Raw genomic sequence first — 14904 nt, 5'->3', positions numbered from 1 at the left:
TCAACTCCTAGAACAGATTGCCTTGAGTAGGGGCAGATTGCATGTGCTCCGATGCTAACCGGGAAATCTCCGGGTAGGAGATAACCAGGCTGTTGTAAGCCATCGCTTCCTGTGTCCAGTTTTTGCGATCGCAAATGCTATAGAGTCGGTAGGCTAAATCTCTGGCGACTTCGCCTTTATCGCCCAGTTTCATCAACAGGTTCGCGGCTCCGGTTTCGCCCTGTTGGTCGAGGGTGCGAATCAAATGCTGGGTAGCTTCCCAGTCGGGCACACGGTCATCGTCTGCCGGGTTCCAGTTGTCGGGCAGTTCATCCCGACGCAGCAAACGTACTTTGCCACCTTTTGCTATCAGGATGCCTGCATTGACCATGCCCTGAACGGCAGTATTTTTAGCTTTGGAGAGGGTTTCGGCATCGCCGTAAAGCCCATCGTTGAACTGGTGCTGCTCGAACCACGCAATTGCCCACCGGCTGTCGCCATCAAACTCGCCTTCTTGCTCAGATAGAAACTGGTCGAGGGTCTGATTAATCAGTTGCAGAGCCGTGCGAACCCGCATGGGGGAACCATCGGCTTCGAGGACTTTTGCATAGCGAGAGTAGATTGCCATGCCAGGACCAATGCTGGCTTGGGCAAGGTCTACAGGCGCGATGTTGCCCTGCTGGAGTTTCTTAATTGCATCAGGCAGTTCGCGCTGGAGTTCGTTGAGGAGTTGGCGACGGGTAGCTTGAGGAGCGTTTTCGGGACGGGGGCGACAGACGAGGACAATGGACGATGCAAGAGCATTAGTTGCTACCTTCACACCAGTGGGTCTTTCAGTTCTCATAGGCCAAGTCCCATTGATTGAAAATCCTGACTGAAGAAGACCTTCTAACATAGTCTCCCAACCTGTAGAAGCTACGGCAGGGAGGTTGTCACTTGTTATAGTCTGGTTTTCACTTTCAGTTTGTTTGAATGCGTAATAGACAGAAAGTGGATAATTTGGATGGCTAGCCTTGTACATTCTCTCAAACGCTCGAGTTAAGCCCTGTTCAAAGAACTCTTGAGCTTTCTTCCGATTCCCATCAAATCTATGATGAGAAGCTACAAGTTCTTGGAATTTTGGAGTAAGAAGCGTGCCGAATATACTTGGGTAGAGCGTATTAAGAGAACGTCTTAGCCAAACATAAAAGAAGTCCGATAAGTCGGCATAACCGACATTGTCGAAATATGGCGGATCAGTTGCAATTAGTGCACAAGATAAAGGTATATCTTCTGTAGCAGCATCTCTTTGCAATACTGTTGCTGCTACGCTTGCAGGTGCAGAAGCAATGGTCTTGGACATTGATTCAGTTGTTTGTCCAAAATCGCCTGCTGCCCGAGCAAAGGGATTAACTTCTGGAAAATCCCAATTCATTGCCAAAGCTTGACGACTAAAGACATTTACGCTTTGGTCACGACTTTGAGACCATATAGCAAGTGAACAGATAGTGTTTGTTGTCCTGCTAACAGCTAGTGCAAGATATGTGGCTACAGCATCAGCGTAAACTTTGGCATTAGAAGCACCTTTATGAATAGGTATCTCACTATCATGAACACCAGCAATAATAGTCTCACGATGTATTTTGGCTTCTACTTCATCAACTAAATCGTTCAGTGTAGTCAGCGCAACTAGCTGCCGAGCAGTGAATGCGTCCCCCCAAGAGCGCATACCATACATAGGTAATCGATCTACATCATGGCTAGGAGTAGTAACTAACTCATCAGGTTGCCATTTAGGTTTAGCTGTATGAGCGATTTCCTCCTGTATTTTATCAGCAGGTAAGTAAACTCGCCCTTTGCCTATATCTGCGACAATTGCCATCATTTGTGTGGACATTCTTCCTGCTTTTCCTTCTACTCTTAAATATTCAAAGGAAGCAGGTGTTCCACAACAAATACAGGTAACTCCTTGGCGATTGGATTTATTAGTAAGTATTTCTTCTTTCCCCTTTTCTACGCCAAATAAGATAGAGGGAGGATTTTGACTGTGAACGACAGTAGGATGTAATCTAGTTTCCTTTCCCTTTTGGGTCGAGAGATTAAGCGATCGCACCAAAGGCATTTGGCATCCACATGCAGGGTTTGGGCATTTTGCGGTTCTTGTCCATAACCAAGCGATTACTGTTGCTTCTCCTTCACCGTACTCCTGCGGTAGCTTCACCTTCGGGTACAAGTGCCCAATCCGTTTCTCTGCCTCATCCCGCATCCATTTGCCGTAATAGCGCACATCCTCTGCTAAACCCTGCGCTCCCTTCCACTGGTTCACCTTTAGCTTTTGCCGCGCCTCTGGATTCACTGGAGACATATCCTTAAATTTCGGTGGAATCTCAATCAACGCCTTATTGATCAGCACTGCCACCGGATTCAAATCACTGGCATGAGCTTCTAGTCCTAATCGCTGCGCCTCTAAAGGAATTGAACCACCTCCAGCAAACGGATCATAAACGGGAGGTGCATTTCCAGCCAAATACCGCCGCACCGCTTCTGGCTCTGTTGGTGGTTTATCTCCTCGGTTCCAGGCAATGCTGCGGGCAATCTCTCTCTGCGCCGCAATCAACACTCCAGAATTAGGATCATTGATGTCATCCCAGGACACTAAACCCCGGACGACTTGCTTCGTAATGCCTTTCTTATTAGTTTCGATGGTAATCCGCCCTAAAATGTCGAAAAGCCTTTGTCGCTCTGCATTCTGCGCTTCTTCAGTCGGAAACTTATCCGGCCAACTCGATGGGTCATCCACCAATGATGCAAACAATACCGCTCGACAAGCTGCTAACGGTCGCCGCGCCCACCAGAGATGCAACGTACTGGGATGACCATGTCGAATCGACTTTTCCCGCGCCGATTCCATATTGATCGCTTCGAGCGGTAGGGCAACTTCAATCAGCTTTTTGCGGTAGGTCATGAGGGGGCTAGTTAGTTTGAGATTGGTTAGACATTATTTGGGACTGGAGCATGTGAATTAGCTCGCGTGCCCAACGAACAGTTTGAGCAACGTCCTTTGCTGTTGTAGGCGTTAAGGCATAGTCTCCTGCATGTGCTACCGAATTTCGTAACTTTCCGATAGCCTCCAGTTTTCTCTTTGCCTCATTCTCTAAACCAGAAAAAGCTCCTAGGTTCAGAGCTGCATCCCGCTTGTCGCGGAAATCAGTCGTGCTAATGCGATCGATCGCCATATTACTCTTCTGCAAGTCCTGCCATTTTTTCTCAATCCTAGGTCGCCGGTTTGGCTCGACCTTGCAGAGCCAGTCCTCCTCATTCGGATAGTTCTGCCTCAACCACTCAGCTAAAAGCAATTCAACTGATGTGATCAGCATGAATAAAACAGGACGAACTGGTAGCTTTTGAAGATCGCTCAGTGTAACAATGCCAGCAATCTCGCGCCCTCGTACAACCAAGCAAAAAGGTGTTTGATCGACCTCTGCTACAAAAGAGAGCAAGCTGGCATCTGCTGAAATCAACATTGAAGGGTGAAGTTGCCTCATTACTGCTCTTACAGGCTCATTAGGTTTAAGAGCATCCTGGTGCACTAAAACTCCAACGACGCTTTCAGATTCATCACGAACCGGAATATAGTCAAAGCCTTGTAAATCAGACCGGGACAAGACTTCCTCCATTGGGTCGTCTAGCTCGCAAGTTATGAGGTCAAACGATGTAATCAAGGTAATGGGTATCCCTTCTTCTAAAGCTGGAAGAATTTGAGTGACATCACCATTAATCGAGTTGCTGGCCCAAATGGGAACTGGGATGTTTTGTGTTTCAGAAGCTGCTCTTTCTGCTTGACTCATTCTGGCTCCTCCCCTCGTTCCCATAGCTCTTGCCAGTTGTAGTTCACACTCGTCACCCCAAAATCTGGCTCCTTCTGGAAAGGCTGCTGCACATAGCGCACCACACAGCCATCATCCCCAACGTTGTAGGTGCCCTTCGATGCCGAAACTTTAAACGCATCCCCCTCCGGGAACTCCTTCGACTCCGGTACCTGCACTAACGCCAGCACAAAATCCTCCGGCTTATTGAGCGCCGTCAAAATCTCATTCTTTGAGACCGTTACCGTCTCTGCCCCTTCAATCCGCCCCTTCACCTCGATAAACCGCATCCGACTTGGGTTCCCGTTCGTTCCCGGCAGTCGAGACTCAATATCGTACCCACACTTCTCCCGGCTCACGTCTCGTGGTTCATACCGCAGCCTTCGTTCTGCCGCCATGACCGCCTGCATTGCCAGCAGCTCCACTCGCTTCGTCTCCCTGGCAAACAACGTTGGCTCAGACTGCCGTTTCCCTTGCAAGCGTTGCAGCAGACCGCTCGGCACCACTAAAGCACCCCCAACTGCTACAGGTGGCAACGGTGACAGGCGGCGCTCCTGTTCTAAGTCTGTCAACCGCTTGTGCAGACGTGACTCTAGCTCATCGGCTCTTGCCCTGGCCTTCCCAGAATTAATCTTGGCATTGACCTTTCCTGCCGCTTCTTGCTGCTTTAACTCCACCGCCCGCTGGTCCCAGTAATTAATCTCCTTTGTCAGCCGCTCCTTCACTGCCCGTATCGTCTTGGCAATCAGTTCCTCTTTACGCTGCCGCACCTCCTGAAGATGGTCGGGAACAATGTGGGCGATCGCATAACCCGTAGCCTGAGCTTCCAGATCCGCCCGTAGCCATCCTTCCTCCAGCACTGTCTCGACGATCGTTTTCTCGTCCTCTTGCAACGGTCGATAGTTGAGATAGGGCGCATACCCGGCATTCTGAGTCTTGCTCTCTGGGTCAATTTCCACGTACTGCATCCGGCGCGACACAATCCGACGCTTGCCGCTGGCATCCGTGCTGGCATCCTGAATCGAATGTTCCAGATAAACCAGCGCTCGCACCTGCTCACCGGGGTCATTCTCGTCCACCAGCACAGCCCCCTGCTTCAGTAAGTCTCGATGCCGCTCTTGCATCAGGTCAATCACTGCATCAAGTAGTGGGTGCCCCGGACACACAAAGGTCGCCAGTGGCTTCCCTGGCACACTAATCAGACTCTTCTCAAAACAAATCCGCTCGTAGCTCCGCAAAATTGGTTCTCTCAGACCAATCTGTCTGTCTCGATTGCGAATCATGGCCGGAACATGCGTCACCTCATAGCGCTTCGGCTCTCGCAGTCGCACAGTGCCACCGAGCTGCTGAAACGCTTCCAGAAAAAAAGAAGCGATGAAATGAGGCTGGAGCCGTCGGGCTTCCGCCCGTTCCATGTCTTCGCGGATTTGCTGCACTCTGGATGCATCCATCGAATCCCGCGACAGTGCTCGTTCCTCCAGCAGTTCCAGCAGCTTAGCCTTATCAAGGCGAGAGACCATTTGATCCAGCTTGGCGCGCACATCGGGGCGATCGCCATAGCGGATTGCTTGAATCAGCAGCTCCCGAAGTTCTGTACCCGCGATCGCCTTGCCCAGAACATCAAAAACTTTGCCCCCTAACGCCTTCTGCTCTAGCTCCAGTTTCTTGAGCAATGTCAGGTAGACATCCCCCTCACGAGTTTCTGCAGAGACCAGGTTCCAGAGATGACAGACCTCCGTCTGACCAATCCGGTGAATCCGTCCAAACCGCTGCTCTAAGCGATTAGGGTTCCAGGGCAAGTCATAGTTCACCATCAGGTGTGCCCGTTGCAGGTTAATCCCTTCTCCGGCAGCATCCGTAGCAAGCAGTACTTGTACATCGACATCTTGCTTAAAGGCTTGCTCTGCCTTCTTTCGCTCCTCACGACCCATCCCACCGTGAATCATGACAACCGCTTCTGCTCGTCCCAGCAACATCCGAATGCGGTCTGACAGGTAGTTGAGCGTATCTCGGTGTTCCGTAAACAGCACCAGCTTACGCCGATGACCATGAGCATCAAACAACTCTTTCTCATTCTGTAAGAGCTTTGATAACTCCTCCCACTTCCTGTCATTCCCGCTCCGTCGCACCTTCAGCGCCAGGTTTTCCAAATCTTCTAGCTGGCTGATCTCTGCCTGGAGTTCAGCGATCGTGCGGGCAGCCGTCGCTTGGTCAACGACTTCCTGCTCAGTCGCTTCCCGCTCCTCCTCAGAAATATCCTCAAAGTCATCGTCCCAGTCTTCTGAATCGATGGTCTGGCCAAACTCAATTTGAGCTGCCAAGCCATGCTTCAGAGTTTCCTCTTCCCGCAATCGCTTCTGTAGACGCTCTCGCCGACGTTTCAGTGACTGATAAATGGCCTCTGGGGAGGAGGCTAAGCGGCGCTGCAAAATCGTTAACGCAAAACCAACCGTTCCCTTACGCCCATCGTTTTCCAGCTTTTCTGCTCGGTTAAACTCCTCCCGCACGTACTCTGTGACGCGACGGTAGAGCATGGCTTCCAGATCAGAAAGCGGATAGCTTACTGTGTGGGCGATGCGCTCGGGGAATAAAGGCTTGCCGTCAAACTTGAGGAGATCCTCTTTGACCAATCGGCGCATCAGGTCGGAGGTGTCTGCGGTATGAACCCCATCGCGGAATTTGCCCTCAAAGCGATCGCCATCCAGCAACGCCATAAAGAGTTGGAAATCCTCTTCCTTGCCGTTATGAGGCGTTGCCGTCATCAGCAAAAAGTGGCGGGTAACGTTAGAGAGCAGCTTGCCCAGCTTGTACCGCTTGGTCTCTTTTACCTCACCGCCAAAAAAGGAAGCCGACATCTTGTGGGCTTCATCACAGACCACCAAATCCCAGTCTGTCTGTGCCAGCTTTGCTTGCAGTTCATCATTCCGGCTCAGCTTGTCCAACCGCACAATTAGGAAGGGGATTTCAGTGAATGCATTGCCGGTTCGAGCCGTCTCAATGCGATCGTTGGTCAGAATTTCAAACGGCAAATGGAACTTCTGAAACAGTTCATCTTGCCACTGCGCCGCCAGGCTGCCAGGACAGACCACCATGCACCGATGCAAATCCCCTCGGATTAGCAATTCACGCATTAGTAACCCTGCCATGATGGTCTTGCCAGCTCCAGGGTCATCAGCCAACAGGAACCGTAACGGCTGACGGGGAATCATTTCTTCGTAGACGGCTGTAATCTGGTGCGGCAGAGGCTCTACCAAAGATGTGTGAACGGCCAGCAACGGATCAAACAAATGTGCCAATCGGATACGGTGGGCCTCAGAGACTAAACGCAGCAAAGCGCCATCGCCATCAAAGCTCCAGGGTCGCCCTGCGGTCACAATCTCCAACTCGGACTCGCGATCGCGTAGTACCAGCTCATTACCAAGATTGCCGCTGGCATCCTTATAAACCAGCTCAACGACATTAGAACCATGCCAAGTCACATCCACAACAGTGACCTGGTGATTTGGCAAAATGCCTTTGACCGTAGTACCGCGTGTTAAATCCTCAAGCTGAGCCATGTTTAGGCACCTCTCCATCCACTCCCAGCTTTAACTCATCCTCTGGGAAATATTTGGCGAGGAGATCCTGACCGCGATCGCCCATCCTCTCCAAAAGCTCCTTCATCCGGTCAAAGGCCATCGGTGAAGGCATCGCTTTCTGCCGCTCCCACCGACTCACGGTTGAGAAGGTGACACCTAGCTTGGCAGCAAATTTCTCCTGCGACAGCCCAACCCGCTGCCGTAGCTCATGAACAAGCGCGGCAACACTGGCTAAGTCTGCCGGTTTTGCGTCTGGTGTCATCAAATTGACCAAAATTCAGAATGTCTGGTATGTCATACGCCATATCAATTGTTCCCTAAATTCTTTACAGGCAGCACCAAACCAACCAGGATCTTTCCTCTAACTTTACTGAACAAGCGTTGAGCTAAGGTTCTTGTAAGATTGCAGCTACAACTTAAGATTTGTTGCCGAATAAATACTTTTATCTCAAAGAATTGCAATTGATCGGTGGAGTGCCAAACCTTTCTGATGCATAGTCTTCTTCCAAAACTTATTTAGAAGATTCGTTTTCCTCTGCTAAAGTGGTTACAGTTCTGATTACATCAAATAGGTCACAGCTTGAAACTATTGCCAGGTAATGCTTTCGTAAGTAGTAAGTAGGATTGCCTAAATCCTTGCACCTGATTTGCTGTGTCTATCTCTTCTTTGTGTCCTGCAGGAAGCAAGCTACAAATAGTAACACTTTTGCCTGAGATCATCCTGCTGCATATGTGGTGTTGCTATTCCTTGAGCGATCGAGCTTTAGGGGTAATGATGTCCGAGCATGGGGTGGTGGAGCACTCGACAAGCAAACGCTGGGTACTGAAGCACATACTTGGCTAATGCTTCGACGCTACTTGCAGCCGACCTACAACTCCTAAAGGGTTGACGGAAAGCAAGAGCGGCGTTTCAAGACAAGTTGAAACGCCGCTCTCATGTTGTTGCTGGCTTGCACCGCTTTCAGAATTGCCACAGGTTTGTGTAGCCTCGACTGATGATCACCCGATCATCGATCGAAATTAGGCTTAGAAACTCCTCGCAGCGCTTTTCGCTTGGACTGAGCGAAGGTCATAGCGATCGAGGTTCATCACCTTGTCCCATGCCGCCGCAAAGTCATTCACAAATTTCTGCTGCGAGTCCACGGCTCCATAGACTTCTGCAAGGGCGCGGAGCTGAGAGTTTGAGCCGAAGATAAGATCGACACGGGTAGCCGTCCACTTGGGTTCGCCGGTTTTACGATCGCTCCCCTCAAATATGTACTCCGCTTCAGAGGTCGCCTTCCACGTTATGCCCAGGTCGAGCAGATTCACGAAGAAGTCGTTGGTCAACGTCTCAGGACGATGGGTGAAGACACCGTGTTTAGACCCTCCAAAGTTTGCACCCAGGACGCGCAAGCCGCCCACAAGAGCAGTCATTTGAGGGGCTGTCAGGTTTAGCAATTGCGCCCGATCGACCAGCAATTCTTCAAGTGATTCGCTGTGTTTGCCGCTGGTGTAGTTGCGGAACCCGTCGGCAGTTGGCTCCAGTGGAGCAAAGGATTCCACATCCGTTTTCTCTTGCAACGCATCCGTGCGTCCCGGCTTGAAGGGAACCGTCACATCGTGACCCGCATTTTTTGCCGCTTGCTCAATGGCAGCGCAACCGCCCAGAACGATCAAGTCAGCGATCGAAACCCGCTTTCCGCCAGATTGCGAGTTGTTGAACTCCTGTTGAATTCCCTCCAGGGTTTGCAGCACTGTCGCCAACTGGTCTGGCTGGTTGACTTCCCAATCCTTTTGCGGCGCGAGGCGAATGCGCGCTCCGTTGGCTCCACCGCGCATGTCAGAGCAGCGGAAGGTCACTGCCGATGCCCAGGCGGTCGAAACCAATTGGGAAACAGACAGACTCGAAGCCAGAATCTTGGCTTTGAGAGCGGCGATGTCCTGCTCATCAATCAATTCATGATTGACAGCGGGGATGGGGTCCTGCCACAGGAACTCTTCTTGAGGAACCTCCGCGCCAAGGTAGCGCGATCGAGGACCCATGTCGCGGTGCGTCAGCTTGAACCACGCCTTGGCAAACTGCTCGGCAAACTCATCCGGGTTATCGTGGTAGCGCTTCGCGATCGGGTTGTAGATGGGATCCATCTTCATCGCCATGTCTGCCGTCGTCATCATGGGGGCGTGCCGTCTTGATGGATCGTGTGCATCGGGCACTGTACCTGCACCAGCGTCGCCCTTGGGCTTCCATTGCCACGCGCCAGCGGGACTTTTCGTCAGTTCCCAGTCATATTTGAATAAGTTTTCAAAGTAGTTGTTATCCCACTGTGTCGGATTGGTAGTCCATGCGCCTTCGATACCGCTAGTGATTGCATCGACACCGACACCCGTGTTGAAGGCGTTCTTCCAGCCAAGACCCTGATCGATGACGGTGGCACCTCCAGGATCAGGACCGACGTGCGTCGTTTCGCCCGCACCATGACACTTCCCAAAAGTGTGTCCACCAGCAGTGAGCGCGACGGTTTCCTCGTCGTTCATCGCCATCCGACCAAAGGTTTCGCGAATATCGCGCCCTGATCCGATCGGGTCAGGCTCGCCGTCTGGTCCTTCTGGGTTTACATAGATCAGTCCCATTTGAACAGCAGCGAGGGGATTCAGGAGCACTCGATCGCCTTCGTAGCGCTCATTGCCGAGCCAAGCTTTCTCAGACCCCCAGTAGATGTCTTCCTCTGGTGCCCAGACATCCACGCGCCCACCAGCAAAGCCGATCGTCTTGAAACCCATCGACTCCAGGGCACAGTTGCCAGCAAAGACCATGAGGTCAGCCCACGAGATTTTCTTGCCGTATTTCTGCTTGACTGGCCAAAGCAACATCCGTGCCTTGTCGAGGTTGGCGTTGTCGGGCCAACTGTTGAGCGGCTCAAACCGCTGGCTACCAGAGCCCGCGCCACCACGACCATCGCCAATCCGATACGTACCGGCGCTGTGCCACGCCATCCGAATGAAGAGCGGTCCATAATGACCATAATCAGCTGGCCACCAGTCCTGGGAAGTGGTCATCAGCTCATAGATATCTGCCCTTAGGGCAGCTAAATCGAGGCTCTTGAACTCCTCAGCGTAGTTGAACGCCTCACCCATAGGATTGGATTGGGGTGAATGTTGGTGAAGGACGTTCAGATGCAAATAATTTGGCCACCAATCTCGGTTCGCTGGCTTGTGACGAGGCTCAGATTTCTGACCGCCGCCTGCAAATGGGCATCCGCTTCCGCTGCTCATGGTATCTCCTGTGAAGTGTTGTGGTGGGGCTTTTGACGTTGCAGGTATTGCAAACAAATAGCACACCAATAACTATTGGGATAATCCATGAGAAATATAATCGACAAGAAATATAAACAACGTTAGGGTTTGAAACAATTGGTTATACTACACCCAAAAATGAGCCTGTACGTGCTCTGGTTGAGCGCAGCTGCTTTCCACAAAGCTTACAAGACGTTGAGCACTTCTAGATATGGCAACAGCGACAGATGGTTTAGCTGACAAGCTTTACGCAATCTGATGCAACGGTAATAACTACTTTGGGAGAGCGCTAATAAGCAGTGTGACAGTTAAGACTGAGAAACAAAGAGTGGCAAAAGAGAGGCTAAGAAGGACGATCGCCCTGTTCCATCATCTATTGGTTTACAGCCTGTGCGATCGCCGCCAGCGCTTCATCACACCAGGCTACCCACTCTTCCTGATAGCGAATACCACGACGAATAATGAGATGCATGTAGATGTCTTTCAGTTCTAGTGAATTGAGATGTTTGGCAAAATGCTCATCTAGTTTTTTGACGTGTTCCACCATTTTTAAATGTAGCTGCCGTCGTCGTTCAATTTCGCGAATGACGACCTGAGGAGAAACTAGATGACCCGCCAACCCCATTACTCCTAAATCTTCACGAATGGCACTGGGTTCACAGGGTTGTGTGAGCCAGTTGAGCAGTTCTTGCTGCCCCTGCTCTGTGATGGAATAAATTTTTTTATCAAGCCGTCCCGCTTGGGGAATCGCCTCATAGCTAACGCTGCCCTGCTGTTCTAGCTTAGTTAGTTCGGCATAAACCTGCTGCTGACTCGCTTTCCAAAAGCAACTGCCAAACCCTTCAGCAAACTCTTTAGCAACGTCGTAGCCGCTCAGAGGGTGACGAGAGAGAAATGCCAGGATCGTGTGCTTAAGTGCCATAACTAAAAATCTGCTTGACGAATGCAATAGATTGAGTATACCTTGTTTTTGTATTCAAACTTTTGAATACAAAAACTGGAGTAATATATGGCTAATCCTAACTGGCGGGTTAAGCGGCAATTTGGGGGTAGATGGCAAAAGCGGTTGTCTACCCGGTATGGTCCTTGGGCGCTAGTCACAGGAGCGTCCTCAGGTATCGGTCGAGAAATGGTACTGAGGCTGGCTGAGGCAGGGATAAACCTTGTTTTAATCGCTCGGAGCCAAACTGTACTGGAGCAGATGGCGGTTGCTTTGACATCTCAACACGGCATTGAGGTCCGGGTGTTTGTCCTCGACTTGTCGCTGGCGGCAGGAGTTGAAACGCTAGTGGTTGCTACTCAAGATTTGGATATTGGGTTGCTGGTGGCTGCGGCTGGTTTTGGTACATCGGGGCTGTTTCTCAACTCTCTGCTGGAACAAGAGATGGAAATGCTCAACGTCAATTGTCGATCGCTTTTGGAGTTGATCTGGCATTTTGGGCAGCGCTTCGCAATGCGTGGTCGTGGTGGCATGGTGCTGATGAGTTCGATCGTGGGGTTCCAGGGGATGCCGTTTGCTGCCCACTATGCAGCGACCAAGGCGTATGTGCAGGCATTAGCTGAAGCGTTGTATGTGGAACTCGCACCGATGGGAATTGATGTCTTGGCTGCTGCTCCGGGTCCTACCCATTCGGGCTTTGCCACTCGCGCAGGTATGCAGATGGGAATGGCTCTAAAGCCCGAGGACATCGCTTTACCAATCCTTAATGCTTTAGGTCGTCGATCGGTGTTATTGCCTGGGGTCTTGTCAAAACTGCTCACATACTCGTTGGTGCCACTGCCAAGATGGTCACGGGTGCAGATCATGGGTGGGGTGATGGGCAGTATGACGAAGCATCAGCGAGGAACGATCGCAGACCTGGCGGAGGTTGAATAGCATGAGCGCTACATTGACCAAGATGCGTCACTTACCTCTAGTTTTAGGGACAATCGCTACTTTAATTGCGGGTGGAATCGGCTATGGCGCGATCGCAAAGCGTCCCACTCCACCGTTGATCTCAGAAACTCCACCTCAAGTGAAAACGGTATCGGCGTTGGGGCGCTTAGAACCACAGGGTGAGGTCATTCAGGTGTTTGCGCCCACATCGGCGGAGGGGGCACGAGTCGAAACCATTCGTGTCACTCATGGTCAACAGATTCGCCAGGGTGATGTGATTGCGGTGCTCGATTCGTATGCGCGGCGCTTAGCAGCGTTTCAGGAAGCTCAGGAACAGGCGAGGGTCGCTCAAGCCCAGTTGAGCCAGGTGGAAGCGGGTGCGAAAGTAGGACAAATTCGGGCACAGGCGCGAGTGGTCGATCGCCAGCAGGTGGAATTACAAACTGAAACTGAGGCGCAGGCAGCGACGATCGCCCGTCTGCAAGCAGAACTGCATAATGCGGCACTGGAAGCGAGGCGCTATCAAGTGCTGTATAGCGAAGGAGCCGTTTCTGCGTCTTTGCGCGATGGGAAGCAATTAACCGCCGATACAGTGCGACAACAATTGAACGAAGCGCAAGTTAATTTGAGTCGCATTCAGCGATCGCGGCAACAGCAGGTATCTGAAGCACAGGCGACACTCGACCAGATTGCTGAAGTGCGTCCGGTCGATGTAAATGTGGCGCGATCGCAGGTGTCTGCGGCACAGGCAAGGGGTGCACGGGCAAAGGCAGAACTGGATCTCGCAACGGTGTGATCGCCCCAAGATGGACAAATCCTCAAAATCCATACTCGTCCTGGAGAACTTGTGGGTGAGCAAGGCATTATCAGTCTGGGTCAAACTCGGCAAATGGTGGCAGTGGCAGAAGTGTATGAGCTGGATGTCAGCCGCATTCGATCTGGGCAGACGGCAACCGTGATCAGCAAGAACAATGCCTTTCCAGATGTGCTGCGCGGTCAGGTTGTAGAAGTGGGGCTGGAAATCAATAAACAAGATGTGTTGAATACTGATCCGGCAGCACAGTTTGATGCGCGAGTGGTGGAAGTGAAAGTGCGGTTGGATGAAGCCTCTAGCCGTCGGGTTGCAGGTCTAACCAATTTGAGCGTGCAAGTATCCATTGATGTCAATTGAGGCAATGGCAGTGAAATGACTCAAAAGAAAAAACCGCTATTTCTCTCCTGGTTGCAGTTACGCAAAGAACGGGCACGGTTACTGGTAGCGATCGCTGGCATTAGCTTTGCCAATGTGCTGATGTTTTTGCAAATGGGCTTTCGAGGTGCGTTATTTAGCAGTGCAGTGGAATTCCACCATAGCCTGAACGGTGAGCTGGTCATGATGAGTAGCCGATCGCGATCACTGATTTCCCTCGATCGATTTACAGACCGCAGGCTTTATCAAGCAGCAGGTGTAACTGGGGTTGCATCGGTCAGCCCCATTTTCCTGAATACAATTCAGTGGCGTAATCCTGACAACAAAGAGATTTGGGATATCTACGCCATTGGTATCAATCCAGAACATCAAGTATTGAACATTTCTGGGGTAGAATCCAACCGCAAGCAACTGCGACAGCCTGATACAGCTCTGTTCAATCTCGGTTCTCGTCAAGAATTTGGCGCGATCGCTCAACAGTTTCAGGCAGGAAAGCTAATTGCGACCGAAATCAATGAACGCCAGGTGCAAATCCAGGGTTTGTTTAAACTTAGCCCCACGTTTGGCATTAATGCCTATTTAGTCACCAGTGATGTCAACTTCTTACGCATGGCGACCTTTCGTCAGGGTGGACTCATTGATATAGGCGTGATTAAACTTCAACCTGATGCAGATATCCAGGCGGTTCTAGCAGAGATGCAATCGCGCCTGCCCAGTGATGTCAAAGTCATGACCAGAGAGGATTATGCAAAAGCAGAAGTTGCCTTTTGGAATGCTAGCACTCCGGTAGGCTACACCTTTGATTTGGGTGTAGTGATTGCCTTTATTGTCGGCGCTGTGATCGTCTATCAAATTCTCTACAGTGATGTGACCGATCACTTACCTGAATACGCCACCCTCAAGGCGATGGGCTTTCGCGATCGCTATCTCCTCATGGTTGTGTTCCAAGAAGCTCTAATTTTGGCGGTTATGGGATTTGTTCCGGGGACTGCGATCGCGCTTGGCATCTATCGCATTACGAATGTGGCAACGATGCTACCCATGGCAATGGATTTGGGACGAATCGTGTTTGTGTTGCTTCTCACTGCCATCATGAGTTCGGTCTCTGCTGCAATGGCAGTGCGTAAGCTGCAAACTGCTGACCCTGCGGATATTTTCTAG

General features: G+C 51.1%; 9 protein-coding genes and 1 pseudogene. 4 read left to right on the top strand and 6 right to left on the bottom strand.

Annotated features, from left to right (window positions below; genetic code table 11):
• Positions 1 to 7: 7 nt before the first annotated feature.
• The 4 genes from H6F86_RS16665 to H6F86_RS16650 are packed head-to-tail and all read right to left on the bottom strand — an operon-like array spanning position 8 to position 7664.
• On the bottom strand, positions 8 to 2923 hold the full coding sequence (locus H6F86_RS16665) for a DUF1156 domain-containing protein (protein ID WP_190449858.1): 2916 nt from the start codon (positions 2921 to 2923) through the stop codon (positions 8 to 10).
• A gap of 7 nt (positions 2924 to 2930) precedes the next feature.
• Positions 2931 to 3806 carry a hypothetical protein gene (locus tag H6F86_RS16660; RefSeq protein WP_190449857.1) on the bottom strand — a complete coding sequence of 292 codons (876 nt, stop codon included), beginning with the start codon at positions 3804 to 3806 and terminating at the stop codon, positions 2931 to 2933.
• Complete coding sequence (locus H6F86_RS16655; protein ID WP_190449856.1) at positions 3803 to 7381, bottom strand: helicase-related protein; 3579 nt, start codon at positions 7379 to 7381, stop codon at positions 3803 to 3805. The genes H6F86_RS16660 and H6F86_RS16655 overlap by 4 nt, the downstream gene beginning before the upstream one ends.
• Positions 7368 to 7664 (bottom strand): helix-turn-helix transcriptional regulator, encoded by a 297-nt coding sequence (locus H6F86_RS16650; RefSeq protein WP_190449855.1) that lies wholly within the window; start codon positions 7662 to 7664, stop codon positions 7368 to 7370. The genes H6F86_RS16655 and H6F86_RS16650 overlap by 14 nt, the downstream gene beginning before the upstream one ends.
• A 473-nt stretch (positions 7665 to 8137) precedes the next feature.
• Between H6F86_RS16650 and H6F86_RS16645 the strand changes: the two genes are divergently transcribed.
• The gene (locus H6F86_RS16645; RefSeq protein WP_190449854.1) at positions 8138 to 8284 is read left to right on the top strand and encodes a hypothetical protein; all 147 of its coding nucleotides are present in this window, start codon (positions 8138 to 8140) and stop codon (positions 8282 to 8284) included.
• Between the two features lie 144 nt (positions 8285 to 8428).
• On the opposite strand, the gene katG is transcribed toward H6F86_RS16645, so the two are convergent.
• A complete protein-coding gene (gene katG, locus H6F86_RS16640; protein WP_190449853.1) occupies positions 8429 to 10657 on the bottom strand; it encodes a catalase/peroxidase HPI in 2229 nt (742 codons plus the stop codon).
• 394 nt (positions 10658 to 11051) lie between these two features.
• Complete coding sequence (locus H6F86_RS16635; protein WP_190449852.1) at positions 11052 to 11600, bottom strand: PadR family transcriptional regulator; 549 nt, start codon at positions 11598 to 11600, stop codon at positions 11052 to 11054.
• Between the two features lie 87 nt (positions 11601 to 11687).
• On the opposite strand from H6F86_RS16635, the gene H6F86_RS16630 reads away from it, so the two are divergent.
• The 3 genes and pseudogenes from H6F86_RS16630 (at position 11688) to devC (ending at position 14904) form a co-directional block, all read left to right on the top strand.
• Positions 11688 to 12554: an SDR family NAD(P)-dependent oxidoreductase gene (locus tag H6F86_RS16630; protein WP_190449851.1), complete on the top strand. Its 867-nt coding sequence runs from the start codon at positions 11688 to 11690 to the stop codon at positions 12552 to 12554.
• A gap of 1 nt (position 12555) precedes the next feature.
• Positions 12556 to 13725: pseudogene (locus H6F86_RS16625) on the top strand (ABC exporter membrane fusion protein).
• Positions 13726 to 13740: 15 nt separating this feature from the next.
• Positions 13741 to 14904, top strand: coding sequence for an ABC transporter permease DevC (devC, locus tag H6F86_RS16620; RefSeq protein ID WP_190449850.1), 1164 nt, complete (start codon positions 13741 to 13743; stop codon positions 14902 to 14904).

This window comes from Phormidium sp. FACHB-592 (assembly GCF_014695795.1).
GTDB lineage: Bacteria > Cyanobacteriota > Cyanobacteriia > Leptolyngbyales > Leptolyngbyaceae > Stenomitos.
Note: the sequence above shows the minus strand (reverse complement) of the source record. Positions and strands in the feature narration are given on the sequence as shown.

Coding starts and splice junctions, on each gene's coding strand:
- H6F86_RS16650 (WP_190449855.1), bottom strand. CDS start 7,664: ATGACACCAGACGCAAAACCGGCAGACTTAGCCAGTGTTGCCGCGCTT.
- katG (WP_190449853.1), bottom strand. CDS start 10,657: ATGAGCAGCGGAAGCGGATGCCCATTTGCAGGCGGCGGTCAGAAATCT.
- H6F86_RS16630 (WP_190449851.1), top strand. CDS start 11,688: ATGGCTAATCCTAACTGGCGGGTTAAGCGGCAATTTGGGGGTAGATGG.
- devC (WP_190449850.1), top strand. CDS start 13,741: ATGACTCAAAAGAAAAAACCGCTATTTCTCTCCTGGTTGCAGTTACGC.
- H6F86_RS16660 (WP_190449857.1), bottom strand. CDS start 3,806: ATGAGTCAAGCAGAAAGAGCAGCTTCTGAAACACAAAACATCCCAGTT.
- H6F86_RS16635 (WP_190449852.1), bottom strand. CDS start 11,600: ATGGCACTTAAGCACACGATCCTGGCATTTCTCTCTCGTCACCCTCTG.
- H6F86_RS16665 (WP_190449858.1), bottom strand. CDS start 2,923: ATGACCTACCGCAAAAAGCTGATTGAAGTTGCCCTACCGCTCGAAGCG.
- H6F86_RS16655 (WP_190449856.1), bottom strand. CDS start 7,381: ATGGCTCAGCTTGAGGATTTAACACGCGGTACTACGGTCAAAGGCATT.